This is a genomic window from Duganella sp. CF517 (assembly GCF_900110275.1).
Lineage (GTDB): Bacteria > Pseudomonadota > Gammaproteobacteria > Burkholderiales > Burkholderiaceae_D > Rugamonas.
Map to the genome: position 1 here is coordinate 103,021 of NZ_FODC01000001.1, position 23,634 is coordinate 126,654.

Sequence of the window (23,634 nt, forward strand, 5' to 3'; positions counted from 1 at the left end):
TTACCGCGCCGGCAGCTTGGCCAGCACCGCCTGCAGGCCGCGCATCGACGCCGCCACCGATTCCAGCTGGCCCATGCCGTTCGGATATTCCTCCTGCTCGACGATGATCCACTTGGTGCCGCCGACGCTGCGCACCGCCTTGGTCAGGCCGGCCCAGTCGGTCTTGTCCTGGCCGATGATGCTGACGCCTTCGGTGCCTTTGACAAACTTGGCCTTGTAATGCGTGGTCACCGTGCGGCCCGGATACTCTTTGACGAAGTCGATCGGGTCCTTGCCGGCGTAGGTGGTCCAGCCCACGTCCTGCTGCAGGATAAAATTCTTGGGCGTGTTCTTGGCCAGCACGTCCCAATTGGTCTGGCCCTTGTCGCCCAACATTTCCACTTCGTGGTTGTGATAGCCCAGCTTCATGCCCTGCGCGTCGAGCTTGGCCGACAAGGCGCTCAGTTCCTTGGCCAGTTCGGTCGAGCCGTCCTTGCTGGCGGCGCGGTCATCCATCGAAATGATCAGGTGGTCGCAACCGAGCTGCTTGTAGAAGTCGGTGGTCGGCTTGAAGTTGGCCGCGTTGAGCTGGTCGACACGCATGTGGGCGCCGGCGCATTGCAGTCCTTTCTTCCTTAAAAAGGCTTTCAGGCCGGCCGGATCGGCCTTGTACTTGCCGAACTCGCCGGCGAATTCCACGCCCTGGAAGCCGAGCTTGGCCAGCTTGTCCAAGGTGCCCTCGAAGTCCTGCTTGACCTCGTCCTTGACCGACCACAGCTGTACGCCCAGCAGCGGGCTGGTCGACGCGTGCGCGGCTGCGGCGCCCAGGGTGAAGCACAGCGTCACGGACAAGGTAAGGGGAAATGCGAGGGCCTTGCGTTGGTATGTTTTCATTATTATTCCTTAGAGTTTGCCAAGTTTGAGTTGTTCAGCCGCATAGGCGCAAGCACGGACGGTGAGCGCCATGAAGGTCAGCGACGGGTTCTGCCAGGCGCTGGAGCACATGCTGGCGCCGTCGGTCACGAACAGGTTCGGGACATCGTGCGCCTGGTTGTAACCGTTGAGCATCGAGGTCTTCGGATCGCGCCCCATGCGTGCCGTGCCCATTTCGTGGATCGACAGCCCGGGCGCCCACTGCTCGGTCGTCTTGATCGATTTCTTGACGTCCTTCACGCCCAGCGATTCGAGGATGTTGGCGGCGGTGTCGGCCATGTCCTCGCGCATCTTGTCGTCGTTGGCCGAATAGGTGCAGTCAATATGCAGCTGCGGCATGCCCCATTTGTCCTTCTTGGTCGGATGCAGGCTGACCATGTTTTCATAGCGCGGCAGCATCTCGCCCTGGCCATACAGGCCGAAGTGCCACTGGCCCGGCTTGCGGATCATGGCCTTGTAATCCTTCCCGAAGCCCGGCTTGCCGCCCTGCTGCTGCCAGCCTTTGCGCCCGGCGCCGCCCGACAGCGCATAGCCGCGCAGGAAGCCGGGATGCTGCTCGGCCACGTTGCGGAAACGCGGAATGTACGGTCCGGTCGGACGGCGGCCCGAGTAATAATCGTTCTCGTAGCCCTCGACGCGGCCGGAGGCGCCGGCGCCGAACAAATGGTCCATCAGATAGTGGCCCAGCACGCCGGACGAGTTGCCCAGCCCGGTCGGGAAGGCCTCGGACGTCGAATTCAGCAACACCTGCGTGCTGCCCAGGGTCGAGGCGCACAGGAACACCACCTTGGCGTGGAACTCGCGCGTTTCCATGGTTTCGGCGTCGATCACGCGCACGCCGGTGGCGCGGTTGGTCTTGGCGTCGTACAGCACGCTGTGGACGATGGCGTTGGTGGCCACGCTCAGGCGGCCGGTGGCGGCGGCGGCCGGCAAGGTCGAGCTTTGCGTCGAGAAATACGCGCCGAAGGAACAGCCTCGGTTGCACATGCTGCGCGCCATGCAGCTGCCGCGTCCCATCTCCAGATGCTTCTCGTTGGGTTTGGTCAGGTGGGCGCAGCGGCCCATGATCATGCGGGCCGGGGCGAAACTGGCGTCGAACTTCTTCTTCATCGCCGCCTCGACGGTGTTGAATTCGAACGGCGGCAGGAACTCGCTGTCCGGCAAGACCGCCAGGTTTTCCCGTCCGCCGCTGATGCCGACGTGGCGCTCGACGTGGGTGTACCAGGATTCCAGGTCCGCATAGCGGATCGGCCAGTCGACGCCGTGGCCGTCCTTGGCGTTGGCTTCGAAGTCGAGGTCGCTCCAGCGGTACGATTGGCGCGCCCACATCAACGATTTGCCGCCCAGCTGATTGCCGCGTATCCAGCTGAACGGCTTGCCCTCCGGCGTGCTGTAAGGCATGTCGCGGTCGTTGTTGAAGAAGTGCTTGGTGTGGTCGTCGAAAGCGTAGCATTTGCGTTGCTCGGCGAATTGGTCCGCGGCGAGCTTTTCCTCGACCAGGCCGCGGTTGGGCAGCTTCCACTCGTCGACGCCTTCGCCGATGTAGTCGCTGCGGTGCTCGACCGGGCGGCCGCGCTCGACCATGAGGGTGCGCAGCCCGCGTTCGCACATTTCCTTGGCGGCCCAGCCGCCGGTGATGCCCGAGCCGACCACGATGACGTCGAATTGCTCGGCGCTTTGCTTGATGTAAAACGATGAAGTTTGGCTCATGTCAGCGCCCAGGTCCTGGTGTTTTTACGAACGGGGAAGTTGCCCTTGTAGCCTCCGGGCACCGGCAGATACGCCAGCTCGAGCGTCGAGCCGGCCTCCGAGGTGTAGTAGGCGAACAGCGTATAGGACTTCAGGGTTCGGAAAAACCGCTGATCGTCGGCGGTGAACGGCGCGGCGGCGCCATCGAGGGCGTGCAGCAGCGCGACGCGGCGCTTGGCCGGCAGCGCGCGAAAGCGTTTGCCGTCGGCCGCCAGCGCGACGGCGTCCACCCGCTCCAGGCCGGCGATAAAGCTCTGCTGCTCGGTCGCGGTGGCGCACACCATCAACATATGGTCGATGGTGCGGTGCGCGCCGACCGCCAGCGCGCCGGGCGTGTCGGTCGCCGGAATGATGTGCTCGGCCAGCACGGCCGTCAGCGCCAGCGCGTCGGCCGACAACAACTCCGGCGCGGCGGGTGCCTTGCCGGTGGCCGCCAGCGCCGCCAGGGCGTCGCCGGACAATGCCAGGCCGCACAGGCCGGCCAATTTGATGAGAGCGGATCTGCGTCCGTCGATCTCTCGTTCAGCATGCAACATGTCTCCTCCAATGCTTCTTTGGTTCAACTACTCCTTCGGACCGTTCCCGCCCGCCCGGAGGCCAGCAAGGACAGCTGATATTGTTTCGGCGTGATGCCGACCACACTACGGAAAATCTTGGTGAAATAACTTTGGCCGCCGAAGCCGGTCTCCACCGCCACGCGGGCGATGCTCTGCGCGCCAGGCAGCAAGCGGCACGCCTCGTGGATCTTCATGCGCAGGATGTACTGCTTGGGCGTCAGCGAAAAGTGCTGCTTGAACTTGCGTTCGAAGGTCGACAGCGACATGCACGACAGGCTGGCCAGGTGTTCGATGCCGATATCCTCGGTCAGGTGCGCTTGCAGGTATTCGATGCAGCTTTTGAACACGTGGAACGGCGCGATGGCTTCCTGCGAGCGCTGGGCGTCGCGGCTGAAACCCTCGACGCCGACGATCTCGCCGTGGCGGTCGCGCACCGGCGCCTTGGTGGTGAACAGCCAGGTCAACGCGCCGTTGTTACCATCGATGACTTCGAGCTTGTTTTTGACGGCGACGCCGCTTTCCATCACCTGCAGATCGTCGGCGCGGATGCGGTCGGCGATGTCGCGGCGGAAGAAGTCATGGTCGGATTTGCCGATGATGTCCTTGACGCTGGACAGGGAATGCTGCTCCTGCAGCAGCCGGTTGCCCCAGACGAACTGGCCGGCGCGGTTCTTGGCAAAATAATACGTATCCTGCAAATCGTCGAACAGGACGCTGGGCGTGGAGATGCCGTGATGATAGAAAAATTCGGCGCAATCGGAAGTCGGCGCGGCGCCGTCGCCGGCCAGGAAATTTTGGTGCTTTTCCTTTTCGGTGTCGCCGGTGGCCACCACCATGCCCATCCTGATCATCCTCGTGCTCATCGCCGTATGCCATTCGCTAGTCTGGCGAGAATGGTAGCATCGACAACACCGGGAAAGTGATAAAAAATCGGAAAAATTTATAACGAAATCGGCAAGTCAAAAATTCGCAGGCCGCGCTCACGCCCTGTGGCCGAGGTTGGAATTTGTCACAAGCACCGTCTTCTCCATGTCATTAACAGGGTCTTAAGCTTAGCCGGCCACAATCGCGTGAGTCCACTCCACCTTCCTTGAACAATGAAGCCTAACAAATGAGTTACGCAGGCGACGGCCCGGCACTTTCCCAACTATTGCGCGAACTGGCGGACGATACGTCGCGCGACCGGATCGCCGTCGGCGACCTGCTGCTCGCGCTAGGCGACCGCGCGACCGCCGCCCTGTTGTTCATCTTCGCTTTTCCCAACATTTTGCCGGTGCCGCCGGGAACCTCGGCCATATTGGGCGCGCCACTGGTGTTCCTCGCCGCCCAGCTGACGTTCGGCATGCGGCCCTGGCTGCCGGGCATCATCAGCCGACGCTCGATGGCGCGCGCCGACTTCCACGGCATGATACGGCGCGTGATTCCTTGGCTGGAACGGGCGGAGAAGCTGCTGCGTCCGCGCATCAGTGTGCTCGCGCTGCCGCCGTGCGAATACGTGATCGGCCTGGTGTGCCTGCTGCTGGCGGTGGTGCTGGTGCTGCCTATCCCGCTGGGAAACATGCTGCCCGCCCTGTCCATCAGCCTGCTGGCACTCGGACTGCTCGAACGCGACGGCTTCGCCGTTGCGACCGGCGTGGTGGCGGCCAGCGCTTCCGCCGTGCTGGTTTCCGGCGTCATCTGGGGCATCGTCAAAGCGTGTGTCTTCATGGTCGCGCAAGTGCTGGTTTAGCCCCTTGCCGCGCCCATCCCTCGTTACATCACCGATTTCGCGAAGCTGTTGCGCGAGGCCGTAACGCCGATGCCTACCGGCGTTGGCATTTCCGCCGCCGCCGCGCGCTGCGGTGCGTAGAACACGGTTTGCGTCGGGAACGCCAGTGCGATGCCGGCCGCTTCCAGCCGCTCGTAGATGGTGAGCAGCAGCTCCTCGCGGATCACCACCTGGGCGTCGAACTCGGGCACGTCGATGTACGAGAACACTTCGATGTTGAAGGCGCGGTCGGTGATGTTGCCCAACCGGGCGCGGGCGCCTTCCGCCATCTTGTCGTTGGTGGCCAGCACCTGCTGGACGATGGTGATGGCCTCGCGCAGCTTGGCCGACGTGGTGCCGTAGGAAATGGCGATCACCGGATTGAACAGGAACCGGTCGCGCTCGGCGAAGTTCTCGATCTGGCGCGCCGACAAGTCGCCGTTGGGGACGGTCACCACGGTGCGCTCGCCGGTGCGGATGCGCGACGAGCGGATGCCGACGTCCTCCACCGTGCCGACCACGTCGCCGACCCGGACGAAATCGCCCACCTGCAGCGGACGGTCGGCGATGATGGTGACGCTGCCGACCAGATTCTCCACGGTCTTCTGGGCGCCCAGCGCCAGCGCGATACCGCCGATCCCCAGCGCCGCGATCCCGGTGGTGACATCGATGCCGAAGGTGCCGAGGATGCCGATGCCGGCGAACGCGAGCAGCAGGAACTTGACGGTGCGCCGCGCCAGGATGATGACCGAAACGATCTGGCGGCGCTGGTGGCGCTGCATGCGCGCGACGGCCAGGTCGGCGATGCCGTCGACCAGCCGCAGGCCGAACCACACTACCGCGATGGCGGTGATGACGCCGGTGTAGCGCAGCAGATTCTGGCGCGCGACGATGGACACGGGCAGCGCGTCGGCCCAGTTGTAGAACACGGCGACGGCGACCAGCAAACTGAGTGGCGGCAGCGCCGCCTCGGCAAAGCGGTAGCCGCTGCTGGCGGCCGGATCGGCGACCAGCCGGCGGATGACGGTCACGCAAATGACCGAAACCAGCCACAAGCCGCCAAACACCACCACGCCCAGCCCGAGCAGCACGCCCCAGTCCTTGAGCGGCGCGCCGGCGACGAACCATTCGTTTTTCGGCGGCGCCTGGACCACCGGCGCCAGCTTGATCGCCGCCGACGTCAGCGCCAGCGTCTCTTTGGAGATGCGCCACACCTGCCGCTCGCCGTCTTGTCCGCGCGTGAGCAAAATGGGCACTTCCTTGCCCTGCAGCGTGACTTCGCCGATGTTTTCCTCGTCGGCGGCCAGGTCGTCGTCCAGCCTGCCGGTGTCGACGTTGGACAAGGCCGCGAACGGCTTGAGCGAGCCGCTATCGTCGAGCAGCGCGTGGAAGGCGCGCGCCTGGCTGGCCGCGGTGCGCTGCTGGCGGTTGCTGGTCGGCGCGGGCAAATCGAAGAACTGGGCGGCGCGGTCGTAATCGAGTTCGGCCAACGCGCCGATCAGCCCGGCGACCATGGAGCGCGGGGTCTCGCGGCCGAGCGTGTCGGCGGGAACGGCGGGCGCTTCGGCGGCGGGCTTGACGGGCGGAACCGCAACGGCCAGGGGTGCGGCCAGCGCTAGCACCAGCCAGATCAGAAAGGTGGGAATAAAACGCATGTTAAGAACGACTCCTATGCCTGTTACATGGTGTTTCAGCGCGAAACTGCCATGTCGGCCGTCAATGATAAAAGTCTCCCGCGCAGTTCGCTGTACGTTACCGCACAAAGGAAACCCGCGATGCGGGGTCCTATCGTGCAGGAGCACACGGTACAGAGCTTGCTACTAGTCCATCGACCCGAACACCGGCAGGGCGCCGGCCTCGCGCAGCCGGTCGGCTTGGTCCGGCGGGCTGTGCGGGCCGCCGGTGAATCCCAGCACGACCGAGCCGGCCGCCATCAGGTAGACGGCCGGCTCAGGTTTCGGCCGGCCGGCTATGTCGGCTGTCTAGAGGCCGCCGTCGAACAAGGAGATGAGGTGGGTAATGGTCATGCGCTGCAAAGCTCCTGTCTATGCCAATCCGGAAACAGCGTTTCGCACTTGACGATATAAGATAGGCAAATCGGTACGGATCGTCTGCCACACAAGTTCGTAGTCGATCTTAAAATAGCCATGCGCAACGGCGTTACGCATTTGGTAGGCGAAGGCCAACGGTAGTTCTGGGTGCTGATCAGCAAACTGCGGATAGTGTTTCAGAACATTGTTGCTGGCTTCGCCAAGGATTTCCAAGTTTCGGATCACCGCGTCCTGCACCAACTCGTTCTGAAGAAAGGCTACCTCATCTAACAACGCCGTGTAGCGATCAATTCGTTCGATCGCATGAAGCATATGCGCCAAGTAGTCCGGAAGCCGCTGCCCATCCTTGCTCATACAGGGATCGCCTTCGCCAGAACGGCGACACGAAATTTCTCTGGCAGCGACTTCGGCGTCAGAACATCGACTGGCACGCCTAGCAACTGCAAAAGCTCATGCCGAATGGCGCCGATGTCGAACAACGTCGTCTCGGAAGTCGGATCAACCAAGATGTCCAAGTCGCTTGCTTCCGTATCGCAGCCCTGCGCGACCGAGCCGAAGACACGCGGATTACAGGCGCGGTGCCTTTCGACGATACTGCGAATTGCCGCGCGATGTGTATGAAAAGCGTCGGATGGTCTCATGATTTAGAGTTAGCCTGGTCGATGGCACCGGAGTGCATCGATTGTAGCATCGACATCCTTTACTGGACGAATTGAACGGTGGCACGGTTTTGCCGAGTGCGAACCTCACCGAATCGCCAGTTATTTACCCGCTTGCTACGGCCGCCGCCGCGACACGATGAAGCGTTCAAGCTCGGCGGCGGCGTGGTCGATGTGGCGCTTTAGCAGGCTGGCCGCCGCCCTCACCTCGCCGACTTTGCACAGGCGCACAAGTTCGGCGTGCTCTTCCTCGGCGCGCCGGCAACTCTCGACGCTCAATGACAATTGCAGGCGCGTGTAACGGTCGGTCTGCTGCAACAGTCCGGCGACGATGGCCAACGTACGCGGCTGTTCGGCGCGCGACATCAGCAGGTCGTGCAACCTCGTGTTCAGTTCGCCCCAGCGGGTTGGATGTTGCGCGTGCAATTCCTGTTTGTACTCGGCCAGGATGGCGTCGATTTCCGCGAAGTCGGCCGGCGTGAGCTTGGGCGCCGACTTTTTCAACAGCAGCGGTTCTAGCAGGCCGCGCAACATGAACAGTTCATTGATCTCGCCGACCGACAGCTCGGACACCACCGCGCCCTTGTGCGGCACGATCCGAACCAGGCCCTCGCCCTCGAGCTGCACCAGCGCCTCGCGCACGGGAATGCGGCTGATGCCGAATTCGGCCGCCAGCGCGTCCTGGCGCAGCTGGAAGCCCTCCGGCAGGTCGCCGGACATGATCTTGCGGCGCAACGCGTCCGCCGCCTGCTCGGCGACGGTGGTCACCGCAAAGCGCGGGGCTGCGGCCTTGGCGGCGGTAACGGTGGAACTCATGGCGGGCTTTCGGTCAGGTCTCCGGGCAGGCGCCCGGAGTTTTCAGGCGGCAGTATAAATTATATTGCCGCCCTCGCCGGAAATAACCGGCGCGCCGGTGGAAACCTTAAGCGGCAACCTCTTTCGACCAGCCGGCGTACCAGGTGCGGAACAGGCCGTACTGGATCTCGGCATAGCGGCGCTGGCTGTCGCTGAGCACATCGGTTTCGTTGAAGTGCAAGGTGTACTCCTTGTCGCCGTTGAGCACCATCAGGTATTTGTAGAACAGCACCAGGTCGGTGCCCTCGTCGAACGACGACAGCACGGCCAGCGCCGATTCCAGCTCGCGCGCCTGGCGGCGGGCGGTGACGTCGCCCTCGGCGGCCTTGCGGCACAGCGCGACCAGTTGCAGCACCTCGCGCGGCAGCGCGTTGCCGATGCCGGTGATGGCGCCGGTGGCGCCGCAGTTGACGAAACCGTGGAACACCTGCGTGTCGACGCCGGCCATCAAGGTGACGTTCTCGTCCTGGCTGGTGATGTGCTCGGCCGCGTAGCGCAGATCGACCGCGCCGCCGAATTCCTTGAAGCCGATCAGGTTGGCATGCTTGGCGCGCAGTTCGAAGAACAGGTCGGCGCGCGTGGCGAAGCCGTAGTACGGGCTGTTATAGATCACGCTCGGCAGCTTCGGCGCGGCCGACAGGACCGCTTCGAAGTGGGCCTTCTGCGCGGCCGGCGAGGCGCCGCGCGACAACACGCGTGGAATCACCATCAGGCCGCTCGCGCCCACCTTGGCCGCGTGCGCGGCGTGCGACACCGCCTCCTTCGAGTTGACCGCGCCGGTGCCGACGATGGTCGGAACGCCGGCGGCGACCAGGCGCGCCACGCCCTCCTGGCGCTGCGCTTCGGTCAGCAGCGGCCAGTCGCCCATCGAGCCGCAATACACCACCGCGCTCATGCCGAGGTCGACCAGCTCGCGGCCCTTTTTCACCAGCGCGTCGAAGTCGGGGGTGCGCTCGGGGGTGCATGGGGTCATCAGGGCCGGAATGGTACCGGTGAAGATATTGTCGCTCATGGTGCTTCCTTTTGGATAGGCGTTGGAGGGGTGGAACTGACCCACGCATCATAATCGTTTTGGATATTTTATACAATCTCGAAAACGAAGAACGAACCACATCACCGCAAAGCTTTGATTTCTATGGGAATTTACGATTCACGCTTACCGGTCCCAGGGTGGAGTCCCCGAAAATTCCTCCGCCAGGAAGTCGATCATCACGCGCACCTTGGCGCTCAGGTGGCGCCGGCTGGGATACACCGCCAGCACGTCGATGTCGGGCAAACGATAGTCGGGCAACACGCGCACCAAGCGCCCTGCCTTCAGGTCGGCGCCGATCAAAAAGGTCGGTTGCCAGATCACGCCGCCGCCGGCGACGGCCACGGCCCGCGCCGTATCGCCGTTATTGGTGTGCATGGGGCAGTTGACCTTGACCACATCGGCCTGCCCCAGTTGATTGCTGAAGTGCCATTCGTCGGCCGTCGCCGCGTAGCGGTAGCCGATGCAGCGATGCGCCGCCAAGTCCTGGGGCACCTGCGGCACGCCATGTTTTTCGAGATAGGCCGGCGCGGCGCAGCAGATATTCTGCGACGTGGCCAGCTTGCGCGCCGCGTGCGAAGCCGAGCCGGAGCGCGAGATGCGGATCGCCAGGTCGTAGCCCTCCTCGACGATATCGACCACCCGGTCGCTCAAGGCCACCTCCAGTTCGACGCCGGGGTGCCGGTGCATGAACTTGCCCCACAACGGCGCCAGCTGCAGCACGCCGAAACTGAGCGGCGCGTTCAGCCGCAGCAGGCCGCGCGGCGTCATCGACGTCGACGACGCGATCGCCTCGACCTCGGCCATATCCTCGACTATCGTCTTGGCCCGCTCGTAGAGCGCGTCGCCGCTTTCGGTCAGCGACATCTTGCGCGAACTGCGGTTGAGCAGCCGGGTGCCCAGATGGCTTTCCAGGTCGGCGATGATGCGCGTGACATTGGCCGGCGACGTATCGAGGGCGTCGGCCGCCCGCGCGAAACCGTTCTTGCGCACCACCTCGACGAACACTTCCATCGCCCGCAACCTGTCCATGTGGCCTCCATTATTCAGAAAACCTGAATATATCACCAATAAGCAAGGCTTTGATTGCCCGGATCAATAATCCTATAGTGGCTTCACACCCACTCATTTGGAGAACCACCATGAAACGCTTTGAAAACAAAACAGTCCTCGTCACCGGCGGCAACAGCGGCATCGGCCTGGCGACCGCCATGCAATTTGCCAACGAAGGCGCGCGCGTCATCATCACCGGGCGCGATGCGGTCACGCTGGAAACCGCCCGCCAGCAATTGGGCGGCAACGCGATCGCCGTGCGCAACGACCAGGGCGATACCAAGGACGCCGCGGCGCTGGCCGCCACGCTGAAGGAACAGGGCATCACGCTCGACGCGCTGTTCCTCAACGCGGGCGTGGCCAAGTTCGCGCCGTTCGCCGACATCGACGAGGCGCTGTGGGACAACACCTTCAACGTTAATGTCAAAGGCGCCTATTTCACGATCCAGGCGTTGACGCCGCTGTTCAATCGCGGCGCGGCGGTGGTGTTGAACGGTTCGATCAACGCCCACATCGGCATGCCCAGCTCGTCGGTCTACGCCGCCAGCAAGGCCGCGCTGATCTCGTTCGCCAAGACGCTGTCGGCCGAGCTGCTCGATCGTGGCGTGCGCGTCAACGTGGTCAGCCCCGGGCCGGTGTCGACGCCGCTGTATGGCCGCCTCGGCCTGCCCGACGCGCAACTGAGCGACATGGCCGCCGGCATCGCGCAACAGATCCCGCTGAAACGCTTCGGCACGCCGGACGAGATCGCCGGCGCGGTGCTCTACCTGTCCTCGCCCGAGGCCGCCTTTGTCGTCGGCACGGAGCTGATCATCGACGGCGGCATGAGCCAGCTGTAAGCAAAGGCCGCGCCGCCGGACGGCGGCGCGGCTACGCCCGGATTACTTACCGAGGGTATAGAAGTGCAGCACCGTGGTCTGCGAATAGTCGCGACCCGGGTCCACGCGCGTGGTCGGGAACGCCGACTGGTTCGGGCTGTCCGGATAGCCTTGCGCCTCGAAGCTGATCGATTGGTACTTGGTCAGCTTCTGCCCGCCCTTGCCGGTCACCTCGCCCTTGAGGAAGTTGCCGGTGTAGACCTGCATGCCCGGCTCGGTGGTGGCGATGGTCAGGCCGCGTCCCGACTGGCGGTCCTCGATCTTGACGGCCGGCTTGGGTTGCGCCGTCTTGCCGCCGCGAATCAGGTAGTTGTGATCGATGCCGCCGTTGGCCAGCGCCAGCTGCGGATGCTGCATGCGCACGCGCTCGGTGACGACGCCCGGGGTGCGGAAGTCGAACGGCGTGCCGGCCACCGGCAGCGGTTGCCCGGTCGGGATCAGCGTTTTATTCACCGGCAGGATGGCGTCCGATTCGATGGTCACCTCGGCATCGGTGGCCAGGCGCGTGGCCGGGATGCCCGACAGGTTGAGCATGCTGTGCCAGGTCAGGTTGACCACGGTCGGCTTGTCGGTGCTGGCGCCGTAGCGGATGGTCAAGTCGTTCTTGTTGTTAAGCTCGTAGGTCACGTCGGCCACCACGGTGCCGGGGAAGCCCTGGTCGCCATCGGGCGAGGTCAGGGTGAACGTCACCGACGCCTTGTCGGCGGTCTGCTCGACGCTCTTGACCACCCAGTTGCGCTTGTCCCAGCCGATCGCGCCGCCGTGCAGCGTGTTGGGCGCCTCGTTGACCGCCAGCGCGAATTTCTTGCCGTCGAGGGCGAAGCTGCCGTTGGCGATGCGGTTGGCGTAGCGGCCCACCGTCACGTTGGTGAAGCCCGGGGTCGTCTCGTAGCCGGCCAAGGTGTCGTAGCCGACCGCCAGGTCGGCGGCGTTGCCCTGCTTGTCCGGGAAGCGCAGACTCTGCACCGTGGCGCCATAGGAGATCAGCGTGGCCGACAGCCCGCCGGCGTTTTTCAAGACGATGGCCTCGACCTTGGCGCCATTCGACAGCGTGCCGAAGGGCATGCGCGACAGCGACACGCCGGCAGGCGCGGCCGGGTCGGAATTGTCGCGGGATGGCGTCTGGCCGCAGGCGCTGAGGCCGACCAGGGTGCTGAGCAGGAAAATCTTGGCGGGTCTGGTGGAAATAGTCATGTGTAGGTGAGGTGTCCGTTAAAAAAGTAGGCGGCCGGCGGGTGCCGGCCATGCCTATGATAATTGCTGAGCCGGCCATTTGGCGCCCGGGAGGGCCGGCATCGGCATAAAAAAGTCCGGACTTAGCGTGCGAGGCTGGAAATCTCCCCGTCCGTCAACGCCGAACCGTAGATCCGCAGATCGTCCATCGACCCTTTATATGGCGCGTCCCACCAGTTCACGCCCAGCGCGAACACGCCGGCGGTGGTGGTGAACACGTTGGGGAAGTTGAGGCCGCTGTAGCGCTTGGCGCCGTTGACGTAGATGTTGACGGCGCCGTTCTTGACGCTGAACGCCACGTGCGACCACTGCCCGACGGGGATGCTCATGCCCAGTCCGGCGTCGTACCACGCGGTGCCCGACCACAGCATGGTCGCGCCGCCGACGCCGTCGTGGCCCTTCGGCAGCAGGCTGATCCACGAGTCGCCGTTGCGGGCGCCGAAGAAGGTGGTGGTGAACGCGCTCAACTGGGCCGGCTTGAGCCACAGCGCCACCGTGTAGGTATTGCTGGCGATCAGGCCGTTCGGCAGGCGCACGCCGCTGGCGCCGTTGAACACGGCCGCGCTGCCCTTCATGCCCGGCTCGTAGCCCAGGCTGCCGCCGCCGACATCGATCTTCGCGCCGATGACCGCGCCGGCGCCGAACGCGCCGGTCGCGTCGCCCAGGTTGCCGTCAAAGGTGTAATGGGCGATCATGCCGCCCAGCTTGCGCACGGTGACGGTAAACGACTTGGCCACCCTCGCCTGCCCCTTGGTGATGGTGGCCGTCAACGTGACGGTCACATCGCTGGCCGGGCTGGTGACCTGGCCCGTGTTGCTCAGCACGCGCGGGTTCGACGACGTCCACGTGATGACGGCGTCGCGCGCGCCGCTGGTTGGCAAGGCCATGTCGCCGGTGACCGCGTTGGTGTTGCCGAGCGTAAGCTGGTCGGCGATGGCGTTCACCGCCTGCATGTCGCTGCGCGGAACCAGGCGGCTGCCCATGATGGAGACGCCGTCGCGCGAGGTCGCCGAGAACGTCATCACATGGCTTTGCGAGGTTTCATCCCACTGCTTGAGGAACACGCCTTTGAACGGCGGCGAACCGGGCAGGTTGATCTCGGCCTGGTTGGCGCCAAGCAGCGCCCACGAGCCGGTGACGGCGCCGCCGATCGTGCCGTTGGCGTTGAGCGTGATGAAACTCGATTTCTTGATGGTCGCCGAGATATCCTTGCCGTGGTTGACGAACATATAGTCGCCGAACACGAAGCCGCGCTGGACCGCTTCCAGGGTCTCGTTGGAATTGCGGTACGGCGCCACCACCGGCCAGCCATCGGCGTTCATGAACATCTGATGCACGCGCACTTGATGCTGCTCGCCCCGCTCCGGGAAGCGGGTGTGGAAAATCAGGAAGTGCTTGCCGGTGGCCGCATCGTAATAGGCCGAATTGTGGCCGGCCGAGACATAGCCGGTGCCGATGCCGGCACCCGGCTCGCCCAGCTTGCGCTCGAACAGGAAGTTGCCCATGATTTTCACGCCGTACGGCGCGATCGACGCGTCGTCGAACAGCGGCTTGGACGGATCGGCCTTGACGTTGGCCATGTCCACGCCCTGGGCGTCGTAGTAAGGGCCGTCCGGCGCGCTGGCGCGGGCCACCCGCATGTTGTAGCCGCCGGCCGCATCGAGGCCGCCGAACGACGTGAACATATAGTAGTACTGCGTGGCGGGGCTGTACATCACGTAGGCGCCCTCGATGCGGCTGTGATTGCCGCCCATCAAGCGCTTGCCGTAGCCCTGCCCCGGCAACGGCATGCCGTTGACCGGGTTCATGCGCATGATGAAGATGCCGCCCGAATACGAGCCGTAGATCATCCACAGCCTGCCGCCATTATCGAAGAACACGTTCGGATCGACGGTGTTCGGATGTTTCAGCGCGTCGTAGACGGTGCCGTCGTAGCTGGCCTGGCCCCACATGCCGGATTTGAGGAAGATGCCCTTGTTGACGTACGGCCCTTCGATCTTGTCGGCGACCGCGATCCCCATGGCCGAGCGCGGCGAATCGCCCTTGCAGGCGTTGTAATACATGTAGAACTTGCCGTCGGCCAGGCGGATCACGTCCGGCGCCCACAGCGTGCTCGTTTGCGCCCAGCTGAAGGTCTCCGCCAGTTCGGTGTAGACGTTGCTCGAACCGTTCAGGAACAGCTTGTTGGTGGCGCTGACGGAGTCCGTCATCGGGCTCCAGCGCATCAAATCCTTGCTCTTGGCCGAGGCCAGATGGGAGCCGAAGACGTAATAGGTGCCGTCGGATTTGATGATGGACGGATCGTGGACGGAGGCGTTTAAAAAGGTCACCGGCGCCACAGGCGCCTGCGCGGCGGCGTGGATGGACAGCATGGATGAGGCCACCATAGCGGCGGCGCCCCACAGCGAGAAGGATTTGGTCACGTTCGTCTCCGTTGATATTTTTATCGTTTTACCCGCCAGCAATCCCGGACGCCCGCCTTGCCGGCTGAACGCCCCGTCGAATTCCATGGTCGGCTTTGCACGATATAGCGCTGGTATCGCCGTGTCCAATGACCTTTTACGCCGCCGCGATAGCCAAACGGGCATCGACCACGGCAACGCGCATCAACCCGGCTCGGCGAACAGCCCGGCCACCAACGCCCGCAGCCAGCGCCCGCCCTCGTCCTGGTGGTAACGGCGATGCCAGAACATATTCGTTTGCAGCACCGGCAACGGCAACGGCGAGTCGCTGTAGGCCAGGCCGAACGGGCCGGCGGCGCGCTCGGCGAGCTTGAGCGGCACCGTGGCCACCAGATCGGTGCCGGCCAGGATGTACGGCACGGCGGCGAAATGCGGCACGCTGAAGCCAGCGTCGATGGCGATGCCGGCCTGCGTCAACGCCTGGTTGATGCCGTCGTACGGACTTTCCATCGAACTGACCCGCAAATGCCGCGCGGCCGCCAGCCGCGCCAGCGTGTGTTCGCCGTCGCCCAGCGCATGGCCGCGCCGGTACAGGCTGACGAAGTGCTGGCGGAACAGGCGGCGCTGGACCAGCACCTCCGGCGCGTCGTCGAAGGCGCCGACCGCCAGGTCGACGCGCCCGGCTTCCAGCGCGGCGCGCAAATCGGTCGTCCCGGCGCGCACCGTGTCGAGCGCCACGCCCGGCGCCACAGCGGCGCAGGCGTCGATCAGCCGGGGCATGAAATAGGTTTCGCCGACATCGGTCATGGCCAGCGTGAAGCGGCGCCGGCTGACGGCCGGATCGAACGCCGCCTGCGGCCGCAGCGCGCGCTCGACATGCAAGAGCGCCTCGGCCACCGGCCCGGCCATGCGCTGCGCGTACGGGGTCGGCTGCATGCCGTCGCTGGTGCGCACGAACAGGTCGTCGCCAACGCTGCGGCGCAGCCGCGCCAGCGCGTTGCTGACGGCCGACTGCGTCAGCCGCAGGCGCTTGGCGGCCGAGGAAATCTGCCGCTCGCGGAACACTTCATGAAACACCAACAATAGATTCAGGTCGAGGTCGCGCAGGTCCATGCCATCCTTTATTCACGATGTAAATAGTCTCCATTCATCTATTTATATCGCAAAATCCGCGCGGCTGCACTACATTGTCTCGATACCACCTATCAAGGAGTCCGCGTGAACATCCCCCACCCTGCTGCCGGCTATCAATCCGGCTTCGGCAACGAATTCGCCACCGAGGCGCGGCCCGGGGCTTTGCCGCCGCACCAGAACTCACCGCAGCGCGCGCCGTACGGGTTGTACGCGGAACAGCTGTCCGGCACCGCGTTCACCGCGCCGCGCGCGCACAACCGGCGCAGCTGGCTGTATCGCATCCGGCCATCGGCGATGCACCAGCCGTTCCGGCAAATCGACAACGGCCGCGTGGTCAGCCGCTTCGACCAGGTCGCCGCGCCGCCCAACCAGCTGCGCTGGGACCCGTTGCCGATGCCGCCCACCGGCACCGACTTCCTCGATGGCTGGGTCACCATGGCCGGCAGCGGCAACGTCGAGTCGCAATCGGGTTGCGCCATCCATCTGTACGCCGCCAACCGCGACATGGAAAACCGCTATTTCTACAACGCCGACGGCGAGTTGCTGATCGTTCCGCAACAAGGCCGGCTGCGCATCGCCACCGAACTGGGGCTGGTCGAGATCGAACCGCAGCAGATCGCCGTGGTGCCGCGCGGCGTGCGCTTCCAGGTAACGCTGCCCGACGGCGAGGCGCGCGGCTATATCTGCGAGAACTTCGGCGCCCTGCTGCGGTTGCCGGACATGGGACCGATCGGCGCCAACGGCCTGGCCAATCCGCGCGATTTCCTGACCCCGCGCGCCGCCTTCGAAGACCGCGAGGGCGACTTCGAGCTGGTGGCCAAGTTCGCCGGCAATCTGTGGAGCGCGCGCATCGGCCATTCGCCGCTGGACGTGGTGGCCTGGCACGGCAACTACGCGCCCTACAAATACGACCTGCGCCACTTCAACGCGATCGGTTCGATCAGCTACGACCATCCGGACCCGTCGATCTTCCTGGTGCTGCAGGCGCCGTCCGACACCCCCGGCGTCGACACGCTGGACTTCGTGATCTTCCCGCCGCGCTGGCTGGCGGCCGAGGACACGTTCCGTCCGCCCTGGTTCCACCGCAACGTCGCCAGCGAGTTCATGGGCCTGATCGAGGGCCAGTACGACGCCAAGTCGGAAGGCTTCCGGCCCGGTGGCGCCAGCCTGCACAACTGCATGAGCGGCCACGGCCCGGACGCGCCCACGTTCGAAAAGGCCAGCGCCGGCGACACCACGGTGCCGCACAAGATCGCCAACACCATGGCCTTCATGTTCGAGACGCGCGACGTGATCCGCCCCACCACCCACGCGCTGGCGTCGCCGCAGTTGCAGCCGGACTATTACCAGTGCTGGCAGGGCTTCAAGAAATACTACGACGACGGCGCAGAGCAAGCATGACCGTCAACGAAACCCGGCCTCCCCCCGGCGCAACGCTACCAGGCTAGCGCGCGCGGACCGAGTGCGCCCCCCACGGCGGTCGGAATCAGTATCCCCAGCAGATACCAGAAACCGACGAACGCCGGACTCATTTCCGGGCAATGCAGGCAGTAGACCGCCGCCGCCGCCGCGCCGGCGGCGAAACCGGCCGCCGCGCCGGCCAGGCGCAATCGGGTCGGCGCACGTGCGCGCAGGATATGCAACGTGGCGGCCAGCGGCGGTAGGGACAACACGGCGATGAGCAGGGGGCAATAGCGCCACGTGCTGCCCCAGAACAAATCCGCGCGCGCTTCGGGCGCCGCCAGCCATAGCGCGGCCGCCGCCACCGTCCACAGCGCCAGCACCGGGGCGGCCACGAACAACGGCAGCGCGCGCGTGCTGGCGCCGGGCGCCGCCAGGCGCTTGACCGCCAACCCGCCCGCGCCCGCCAGCGCCAGCGAGAACGCCAGCTTCAACCAGAACGCCGGCACCGTCATCTCCAGGCCAAGGTCCCGGCGCACGCCCAATATCGCCAGCATCAGCGCGGCGCTGGCCAGCAGGGCGCCGAGCAGCGGCAGCGCCGTGGCGCGCACCGGCCGGGCGCCCAGCGCCACGTCCGGGCCGCTCGACAACATGGTGATCAACTCGTCTGTCTTCATGGCGAACCCCTCAGAATAGTGGCAAGTGTCTTCATTCCGCGATGCACCGACACCTTGACGGCCGCCTCCGACATCTGCAGCATCGCCGCCGCCTCGCGCGTCGATAATCCGTCCAGCTTGGTACGGACGATGGCGTCGCGTTGCTTGTCCGGCAGCAGGCCGAGTAGCTTGGCCAGGTCGCGGCGCGCTTCCCCGGCCTCCGCCTCGGCGCTGGAGAACAACGCGCCCTCGCCTTCGTCGACCTCGTCGAACGAATCGTGCAAGCCGTCACGCCGGGCGTGGCGCCGCAGCCAGTCGATCAGCTTGTACTTGGCGATCGTGTACACCCACGCCGTCAGCGGCACGGCGGCGTCGTAGCTGAGGCGCTGGTTGTGGATGGCCAGCAGCGCCTCCTGCACCAGATCCTCCACCTCGTCCGGCCAACGGCTCAGGCGCCGGCGCAGGAAGGCGCGCAAATGCGTCGCTGTCGCTGTCAGAAATTTGCGATAGGCCAACGCGTCGCCGTCCCTGCCCTGTAAAAACAGGGCATGCAGGCGTAATTCGGTCATGCGCAGGTGGTCCACCTCTTGTATTCGCCGCATCACGTCCTTTGGTTACATCGCCTTCGGAAAGTTTTTTCGAGATTATGCGGGCACGCGTGTAACCAACCGGCGGGCTGTTGCGAACTCAATGTTGGGCGACGTGATCTCCACGTTGCCAACTCCACTTGAGGAACCACCATGAACAAACTGACCGCCACCCTGCTCGCCGCCTGCCTGACGATCTCGGGCGCCGCTTACGCGCAGGACACCATGAAAAAAGACGAGATGTCGAAGGATGCCATGGCGAAGGACGGTATGAAGAAGGACACCATGAAAAAACCCATGCATCAGGACAAAATGGCAAAGGACGCCATGAAAAAGGACGGAATGGCCAACGACGACATGAAAAAGGACGGGATGAAAAAGGATGACATGGCAAAAGATCCGATGAAGAAGTAAGCCCGGGCCGATCTCATGGATGCTCGGCAACCGGCTTGCCGAACATCTTCAACCAGGCAAAACCCGCCACGCCGGCCACGAGCGAGGCCAGCAGAATCGCCATTTTCGACGCGTTGATCAGCGCCGCGTCGTTGCTGAACGCAAGGTTGGTGATAAATATCGACATGGTGAATCCGATTCCGCCGAGCAAACCGGCGCCGATCACGTGACGCCATCTGAGGTCCGCGGGCAAGGCGCAAACGCCCAACGCCACCGCCGCCATGCACGCCAGCGTGATGCCCAGCGGCTTGCCAAGCACCAGGCCGGCAAGGATACCGATGCTGTTGGAAGACAGCAGCGCCGTCATCGATCCGGAGCCGATCACGATCCCCGTGTTGGCCAGCGCGAAGATCGGCAGGATGAGGAACGCCACCGGCGCGTGCAGCGCATGTTCGAGCCGGTGCGATGGCGAAGCGGCGTCTTCGCCCCTGGCGGAATACGGAATGGCGAACGCCAGCAGCACGCCGGCGATGGTGGCGTGCACGCCGGATTTGAACATCAGGAACCACATGAGCGCGCCCCCGGCCAGATACGGCGCCAGCGCGAGCACGCGGAACACGCGGTTCATGCACAGCAGGCCGGCGAACACGAGCAGCGCACCCAGCAGGTACAGCGGCGCCAGCGAGGAGGTGTAGAAAACGGCGATGACGATGATGGCGCCGAGATCGTCCATGACCGCCAGCGCGGTCAGGAACACTTTGAGCGAAGTGGGGACGGCGCGGCCAAGCAGCGTCAGCACGGCCAGCGCGAAGGCGATGTCGGTCGCCATCGGAATGCCCATGCCGGCCTGGCTGGGCGTACCGCCGTTGAACATGAAATGGATCAGCGCCGGCGCGGCGATGCCGCCGGCCGCCGCCACCATCGGCAGCAGCGCGCCGCGCATGCTCGACAGCTCGCCGTTGTGGATTTCCCGCTCCAGCTCGAGGCCGATCAACAGGAAGAACACCGCCATCAAGGCGTCGTTGATCCACAGCTCGACAGGCAATCCGGCGACCCTGGCGTGCCAAAAGTGCAGGTAGGGCTCCGCCCACGGCGAATTGGCCAGGCACAGCGAAACCAGGGTGCAAGCGATCAGCAGGATGCCGCCGGCTTTTTCCGATTCGACGAATCGATTGAAGGTATGGGAAAGTGTGGTTGGAATGGGATTCATGGGGCGTCCGAAAACCGCGTGGCGGCCCGACCTGACGCAATCCCTGCCACACGACATGTATGGACACCCAGGCAACATTATAACAGAGCCCGGCCGCCGGCATCGGGTGGCCGATGGTCCGTCCGGCTCAGTCTGCGTTGCGTGCAAGGGTGGGCGGGTATTGCTCTGCCGCGTCGCCACACACTGGCATCGAATCGAACGCCGGCAGCGCCACGCTGACGCCGACGCCGCCACCCGACGCCGTCGTGAAGCTGCGGGAGCGCTGCACCCTCAGCCGTCCATCGGGATAGAAAAACAAATGCACCGCGCTCGATGTGACGCTGCCGCCGCCCGCGACCGGCTTGCGGAACGTCGGCACCGCGGGGCTCGCGTCGTTCCACTTCGGAGCCGACTGCGCGCCCTGCCAACGCACCCTCAGCTTGGCGCCCGGTTGCAACACCGCCGAGTAGCTGTTAACGGTGCAATAGTCGGCGCGCAGCGGCTGCAGGCCATGGTAAAAGGGTACCAGCTGTCCGTTGACTTCCAGCCGGACAATGGTTTCGTTGCTCAGATTGTGGATGACTACGCCGCTAGCCGGTTTGCCATTGTCGTACTGCGGATTGTTCCCGAGGTCCCAATCGATGGTGCTCGCCACGTCCACCCGGTCGGGGTAATGATAGTAGTAGTGCACAAGCAACTTGGCCATAGCGCTGCCCGGTTCGGGCAGGAACGGCGCCAAATCGGCAGGCGTGGGCGCGATCGCGACCGGCACCGACACCGCTTCGCCTTGATCCTTCGGGCCGTATATCACCGTCATGCTGTTGAGCTCGGCGGCGGGCAGCACGCCGCGATAGGCAGCCATATGATCGTCGCGATGGGCCACCGGCTCGCGCCGCAGCTCCAGAAATCGGTCGGGGTACGCGCCTTCCATCTCCGGCTGTGGCCCGATCGCGGGATCCAGCCTCAGGTCGCGCCCGGTCAGGTTGACGTGCACTTCCCGCACGTCCGGATGCTTGCCGGCATACGCTTCCCTTTCCCTCGCGCCGAAGAATTCCGCAACGGGCAGGATCGCAAGGCTCACCAGGAACGGCAACCACATGAGCGCCACCCACCTGCCATGGAGCGCGCCCTTGCAGGCGAGATAAATGGTGATGCATAGGGTCAGCAGAAACAACGGCACGCCAAAACCCAGCGCGGCAAACATGATTCCGATGCCGGCATAGCCGCTGTTCGTGGGCTCCAATGCGGTGACGCTCAACTTCGTCAACACCCCCGCCAGCGCAAGGCCCGAGACCGCCCCAAGCGCACGCGCAAAACCATGGTCGCCACCGTCGGTGCGTTTATTCATAGAGCCTTCATGGTTAGCTATCCGAGGCGCATTATCTTACATTTTACGCAACAGCGTGCAGGGTTCGGGTGTGGCCCTACCGCGACGCCAGCGCGTCGCTGGCGCGCGAACGGCGGCGCGCGTTCTTATGCTCGTACATGCGCTCGTCGGCCAGCGCCACCATATCGTCCGACGATGGCGATTCGGCCGCCGTCGCCCAGCCCACGCTGGCGCCGGCGTGCGGATAACTGCGCTGGCGCAACGTCCCCTCCAACCGCTGCAACGCCGCCAGCAAATCGGCCACATGGCGTTGCGCCGCCAGGATGGTGAACTCGTCGCCGCCCAGGCGGAACACGCCGACATCCTCGCGCAGCATCTGCTTGAGTCCTTGGGCGAAGTCGCGCAGCAACGCGTCGCCGCGCGCGTGGCCGTCGCGGTCGTTGACCGCTTTCAGTCCGTCCAGGTCGATCAGCAACAGCGCCAGGCCGTCCTCGCCGCCCTCCCCGCCGCGTTCGGCCGCGTAGCGCAGCGCCAGCTGCTGGTCGAACGCATGGCGGTTGGCGATGCCCGTCAGGTGGTCGGTGTGGGCCAGGACGATGGACTGGTTGAGCCGATGGACGGCGAATTCCTTCTCCCGCGCCAGCAAACGCAGCTTGTGCGCCAGTGCGAACGCCAGCAGCAGCGCTTCCAGCGTGCCGCCCAATAGGGTCAGCAATTCCGGGTTGTAGACCGGCGGCGCCACCAGCCCGAAATTACTGGGCAGTATCAGCGTGGCGGGCACCATCAGCGCGCAAAAGGCCAGCACGTAATACCGCGCCAGCGGATTGCCGGCCCGCAGGCTGACGATGCCGCAGGTCAGCGCCAGCGACAGCCAGACGCTGATGGTCAAGGTGGCCAGTATCGGCGCATACGGCAGCGCCAGCACGGTACTGGGCAACATCAGCAGCGGCAGCACATAGTTGACGCGGCTGAGCTTAGCCAGCCGCGGATGGTGCTGGCGCAGCTGCAGAAACTCGACATAGAACGCCGTGTTCGGCAGCGCCATCAAGAAAAACGGCACATAGATCCAGTGCAGGTCGTGCCAGCCCAGCAGATGCGCCGGCAGATGGAATTCCTGCGCCCAGGCGATCAGGTAGATGAACAGATAGACCGAATAATAGAAGGTCGCGCGGTCCGGTTTCATCAGATGCACGAACAGGTTGAACACCGCCAGCGCACCGAGCGCGCCCAGCGAGCCCAATATCAGCGCGTTCTCCCGGGTCGTCAGCCTCCGGTATTCGGCTTCGGTGAACAGCCGCAGCGACGGCGGCGCCTGGTAAAACGGACTGTCGATTCGCTCGATGATGACGGCGCTGGCGCCCGGCGCCAGCCGGATGCGCTGGCCATAGTGTAACGCGTACTGGTAATCGGCGCGGTGGCCGGCTTGCAGGTGTTGCACCGTGCCGTCGCTGGCATAGATCCGGATCGCGGCCTGGTCGAACAGGACGCTGCCCGGCGCCAGCACCCAATCCTCGACCGCGCTGTCGTTGCGCACCTCGGCGACCAGCCAGTAGGCGCCGCCGAACAGGCTGGCCCTCGGCACCGCCGCGCGGCCCGCGCGCCAGCGGGCGATGTCGGCGTAGACGGCGGGAAATGCCGCGTCCGCCGCCACGTAGATTCGGCCGTCCTGCCGCATCAGATCCTCCCCGCTGGTGACGGGCCGGGCGGCGCGGGCCGGCAACAAGATACCCAGCAGCAACATGGCAAGCAGAAGGCGGAACTGTTTCATGATTGGCGCGCAAGAATTAAACATGCCGATCATATAACAGAACAACCGTGCCG

22 protein-coding genes are annotated in these 23,634 nt (G+C 64.7%); 4 read left to right on the forward strand and 18 right to left on the reverse strand.

The window, feature by feature from the left end:
- Genes BMX85_RS00395 through BMX85_RS00410 form a run of 4 tightly spaced genes read right to left on the reverse strand, consistent with a single transcriptional unit; the run spans position 1 to position 4,081 of the window.
- On the reverse strand, positions 1–873 hold the full coding sequence (locus tag BMX85_RS00395; RefSeq protein ID WP_218147287.1) for a sugar phosphate isomerase/epimerase family protein: 873 nt from the start codon (positions 871–873) through the stop codon (positions 1–3).
- A 9-nt stretch (positions 874–882) separates the two neighbouring features.
- Positions 883–2,622 (reverse strand): GMC oxidoreductase, encoded by a 1,740-nt coding sequence (locus BMX85_RS00400; RefSeq protein WP_090313565.1) that lies wholly within the window; start codon positions 2,620–2,622, stop codon positions 883–885.
- Positions 2,619–3,197, reverse strand: coding sequence for a gluconate 2-dehydrogenase subunit 3 family protein (locus tag BMX85_RS00405; protein WP_090313567.1), 579 nt, complete (start codon positions 3,195–3,197; stop codon positions 2,619–2,621). The genes BMX85_RS00400 and BMX85_RS00405 overlap by 4 nt, the downstream gene beginning before the upstream one ends.
- A 23-nt stretch (positions 3,198–3,220) precedes the next feature.
- On the reverse strand, positions 3,221–4,081 hold the full coding sequence (locus BMX85_RS00410; RefSeq protein WP_090313569.1) for an AraC family transcriptional regulator: 861 nt from the start codon (positions 4,079–4,081) through the stop codon (positions 3,221–3,223).
- A gap of 248 nt (positions 4,082–4,329) precedes the next feature.
- On the opposite strand from BMX85_RS00410, the gene BMX85_RS00415 reads away from it, so the two are divergent.
- A complete protein-coding gene (locus BMX85_RS00415; RefSeq protein WP_090313571.1) occupies positions 4,330–4,947 on the forward strand; it encodes an exopolysaccharide biosynthesis protein in 618 nt (205 codons plus the stop codon).
- 23 nt (positions 4,948–4,970) lie between these two features.
- Here BMX85_RS00415 and BMX85_RS00420 read toward each other — a convergent pair whose 3' ends face one another.
- The 6 genes from BMX85_RS00420 to BMX85_RS00445 form a co-directional block, all read right to left on the reverse strand.
- Positions 4,971–6,620, reverse strand: coding sequence for a mechanosensitive ion channel family protein (locus BMX85_RS00420; RefSeq protein WP_177196606.1), 1,650 nt, complete (start codon positions 6,618–6,620; stop codon positions 4,971–4,973).
- Positions 6,621–7,010: 390 nt separating this feature from the next.
- Positions 7,011–7,370, reverse strand: coding sequence for a HepT-like ribonuclease domain-containing protein (locus BMX85_RS00425; RefSeq protein ID WP_090313573.1), 360 nt, complete (start codon positions 7,368–7,370; stop codon positions 7,011–7,013).
- Entirely contained in the window at positions 7,367–7,657 is a 291-nt protein-coding gene (locus tag BMX85_RS00430; RefSeq protein WP_090313575.1) for a nucleotidyltransferase family protein, read from the reverse strand. Before BMX85_RS00430 ends, BMX85_RS00425 begins: the two co-directional genes overlap by 4 nt.
- A gap of 135 nt (positions 7,658–7,792) precedes the next feature.
- On the reverse strand, positions 7,793–8,491 hold the full coding sequence (locus BMX85_RS00435; RefSeq protein ID WP_090313577.1) for a GntR family transcriptional regulator: 699 nt from the start codon (positions 8,489–8,491) through the stop codon (positions 7,793–7,795).
- A 106-nt stretch (positions 8,492–8,597) separates the two neighbouring features.
- On the reverse strand, positions 8,598–9,542 hold the full coding sequence (locus BMX85_RS00440) for a dihydrodipicolinate synthase family protein (RefSeq protein ID WP_090313580.1): 945 nt from the start codon (positions 9,540–9,542) through the stop codon (positions 8,598–8,600).
- Positions 9,543–9,686: 144 nt separating this feature from the next.
- Positions 9,687–10,592, reverse strand: coding sequence for a LysR family transcriptional regulator (locus BMX85_RS00445; RefSeq protein WP_090313582.1), 906 nt, complete (start codon positions 10,590–10,592; stop codon positions 9,687–9,689).
- A 110-nt stretch (positions 10,593–10,702) separates the two neighbouring features.
- On the opposite strand from BMX85_RS00445, the gene BMX85_RS00450 reads away from it, so the two are divergent.
- Complete coding sequence (locus BMX85_RS00450) at positions 10,703–11,452, forward strand: SDR family oxidoreductase (RefSeq protein WP_090313584.1); 750 nt, start codon at positions 10,703–10,705, stop codon at positions 11,450–11,452.
- A 42-nt stretch (positions 11,453–11,494) separates the two neighbouring features.
- Here the strand turns inward: BMX85_RS00450 and BMX85_RS00455 are convergent, their stop codons facing one another.
- The 3 genes from BMX85_RS00455 to BMX85_RS00465 form a co-directional block, all read right to left on the reverse strand.
- The gene (locus BMX85_RS00455; protein ID WP_090313586.1) at positions 11,495–12,685 is read right to left on the reverse strand and encodes an aldose epimerase family protein; all 1,191 of its coding nucleotides are present in this window, start codon (positions 12,683–12,685) and stop codon (positions 11,495–11,497) included.
- Positions 12,686–12,807: 122 nt separating this feature from the next.
- On the reverse strand, positions 12,808–15,147 hold the full coding sequence (locus BMX85_RS31405) for a family 43 glycosylhydrolase (protein ID WP_090313588.1): 2,340 nt from the start codon (positions 15,145–15,147) through the stop codon (positions 12,808–12,810).
- Between the two features lie 183 nt (positions 15,148–15,330).
- Positions 15,331–16,239, reverse strand: coding sequence for a LysR family transcriptional regulator (locus BMX85_RS00465; protein WP_090313590.1), 909 nt, complete (start codon positions 16,237–16,239; stop codon positions 15,331–15,333).
- 105 nt (positions 16,240–16,344) lie between these two features.
- On the opposite strand from BMX85_RS00465, the gene hmgA reads away from it, so the two are divergent.
- Positions 16,345–17,661, forward strand: coding sequence for a homogentisate 1,2-dioxygenase (gene hmgA / locus BMX85_RS00470; RefSeq protein ID WP_090313592.1), 1,317 nt, complete (start codon positions 16,345–16,347; stop codon positions 17,659–17,661).
- 35 nt (positions 17,662–17,696) lie between these two features.
- On the opposite strand, the gene BMX85_RS00475 is transcribed toward hmgA, so the two are convergent.
- A complete protein-coding gene (locus BMX85_RS00475; protein WP_090313594.1) occupies positions 17,697–18,338 on the reverse strand; it encodes an NrsF family protein in 642 nt (213 codons plus the stop codon).
- The gene (locus BMX85_RS00480; protein ID WP_090313596.1) at positions 18,335–18,919 is read right to left on the reverse strand and encodes a sigma-70 family RNA polymerase sigma factor; all 585 of its coding nucleotides are present in this window, start codon (positions 18,917–18,919) and stop codon (positions 18,335–18,337) included. The genes BMX85_RS00475 and BMX85_RS00480 overlap by 4 nt, the downstream gene beginning before the upstream one ends.
- A 138-nt stretch (positions 18,920–19,057) precedes the next feature.
- On the opposite strand from BMX85_RS00480, the gene BMX85_RS00485 reads away from it, so the two are divergent.
- Entirely contained in the window at positions 19,058–19,318 is a 261-nt protein-coding gene (locus BMX85_RS00485) for a pentapeptide MXKDX repeat protein (protein ID WP_090313598.1), read from the forward strand.
- Positions 19,319–19,331: 13 nt separating this feature from the next.
- Here BMX85_RS00485 and nhaA read toward each other — a convergent pair whose 3' ends face one another.
- The 3 genes from nhaA to BMX85_RS00500 all read right to left on the reverse strand — a co-directional run bounded on the left by nhaA (position 19,332) and on the right by BMX85_RS00500 (position 23,581).
- Positions 19,332–20,507, reverse strand: a complete 1,176-nt coding sequence (nhaA, locus tag BMX85_RS00490; protein WP_090313600.1) for a Na+/H+ antiporter NhaA — start codon at positions 20,505–20,507, stop codon at positions 19,332–19,334.
- A gap of 127 nt (positions 20,508–20,634) precedes the next feature.
- Complete coding sequence (locus tag BMX85_RS00495) at positions 20,635–21,834, reverse strand: hypothetical protein (RefSeq protein WP_090313602.1); 1,200 nt, start codon at positions 21,832–21,834, stop codon at positions 20,635–20,637.
- 76 nt (positions 21,835–21,910) lie between these two features.
- Positions 21,911–23,581 (reverse strand): GGDEF domain-containing protein, encoded by a 1,671-nt coding sequence (locus BMX85_RS00500; protein ID WP_177196607.1) that lies wholly within the window; start codon positions 23,579–23,581, stop codon positions 21,911–21,913.
- Positions 23,582–23,634: the final 53 nt, after the last annotated feature.

Bases quoted from the DNA above. Each gene is read 5' to 3' on its own strand.
- BMX85_RS00405 (WP_090313567.1), bottom strand. From the start codon at position 3,197: ATGTTGCATGCTGAACGAGAGATCGACGGACGCAGATCCGCTCTCATC.
- BMX85_RS00410 (WP_090313569.1), bottom strand. From the start codon at position 4,081: ATGAGCACGAGGATGATCAGGATGGGCATGGTGGTGGCCACCGGCGAC.
- nhaA (WP_090313600.1), bottom strand. From the start codon at position 20,507: ATGAATCCCATTCCAACCACACTTTCCCATACCTTCAATCGATTCGTC.
- BMX85_RS00475 (WP_090313594.1), bottom strand. From the start codon at position 18,338: ATGAAGACAGACGAGTTGATCACCATGTTGTCGAGCGGCCCGGACGTG.
- BMX85_RS00450 (WP_090313584.1), top strand. From the start codon at position 10,703: ATGAAACGCTTTGAAAACAAAACAGTCCTCGTCACCGGCGGCAACAGC.
- BMX85_RS00485 (WP_090313598.1), top strand. From the start codon at position 19,058: ATGAACAAACTGACCGCCACCCTGCTCGCCGCCTGCCTGACGATCTCG.
- BMX85_RS00430 (WP_090313575.1), bottom strand. From the start codon at position 7,657: ATGAGACCATCCGACGCTTTTCATACACATCGCGCGGCAATTCGCAGT.
- BMX85_RS00400 (WP_090313565.1), bottom strand. From the start codon at position 2,622: ATGAGCCAAACTTCATCGTTTTACATCAAGCAAAGCGCCGAGCAATTC.
- BMX85_RS00440 (WP_090313580.1), bottom strand. From the start codon at position 9,542: ATGAGCGACAATATCTTCACCGGTACCATTCCGGCCCTGATGACCCCA.
- BMX85_RS00435 (WP_090313577.1), bottom strand. From the start codon at position 8,491: ATGAGTTCCACCGTTACCGCCGCCAAGGCCGCAGCCCCGCGCTTTGCG.
- BMX85_RS00465 (WP_090313590.1), bottom strand. From the start codon at position 16,239: ATGGACCTGCGCGACCTCGACCTGAATCTATTGTTGGTGTTTCATGAA.
- BMX85_RS00500 (WP_177196607.1), bottom strand. From the start codon at position 23,581: ATGAAACAGTTCCGCCTTCTGCTTGCCATGTTGCTGCTGGGTATCTTG.
- BMX85_RS00445 (WP_090313582.1), bottom strand. From the start codon at position 10,592: ATGGACAGGTTGCGGGCGATGGAAGTGTTCGTCGAGGTGGTGCGCAAG.
- BMX85_RS00395 (WP_218147287.1), bottom strand. From the start codon at position 873: ATGAAAACATACCAACGCAAGGCCCTCGCATTTCCCCTTACCTTGTCC.
- BMX85_RS00420 (WP_177196606.1), bottom strand. From the start codon at position 6,620: ATGCGTTTTATTCCCACCTTTCTGATCTGGCTGGTGCTAGCGCTGGCC.
- BMX85_RS00480 (WP_090313596.1), bottom strand. From the start codon at position 18,919: ATGCGGCGAATACAAGAGGTGGACCACCTGCGCATGACCGAATTACGC.
- BMX85_RS00415 (WP_090313571.1), top strand. From the start codon at position 4,330: ATGAGTTACGCAGGCGACGGCCCGGCACTTTCCCAACTATTGCGCGAA.
- BMX85_RS00425 (WP_090313573.1), bottom strand. From the start codon at position 7,370: ATGAGCAAGGATGGGCAGCGGCTTCCGGACTACTTGGCGCATATGCTT.
- BMX85_RS00495 (WP_090313602.1), bottom strand. From the start codon at position 21,834: ATGAATAAACGCACCGACGGTGGCGACCATGGTTTTGCGCGTGCGCTT.
- BMX85_RS00455 (WP_090313586.1), bottom strand. From the start codon at position 12,685: ATGACTATTTCCACCAGACCCGCCAAGATTTTCCTGCTCAGCACCCTG.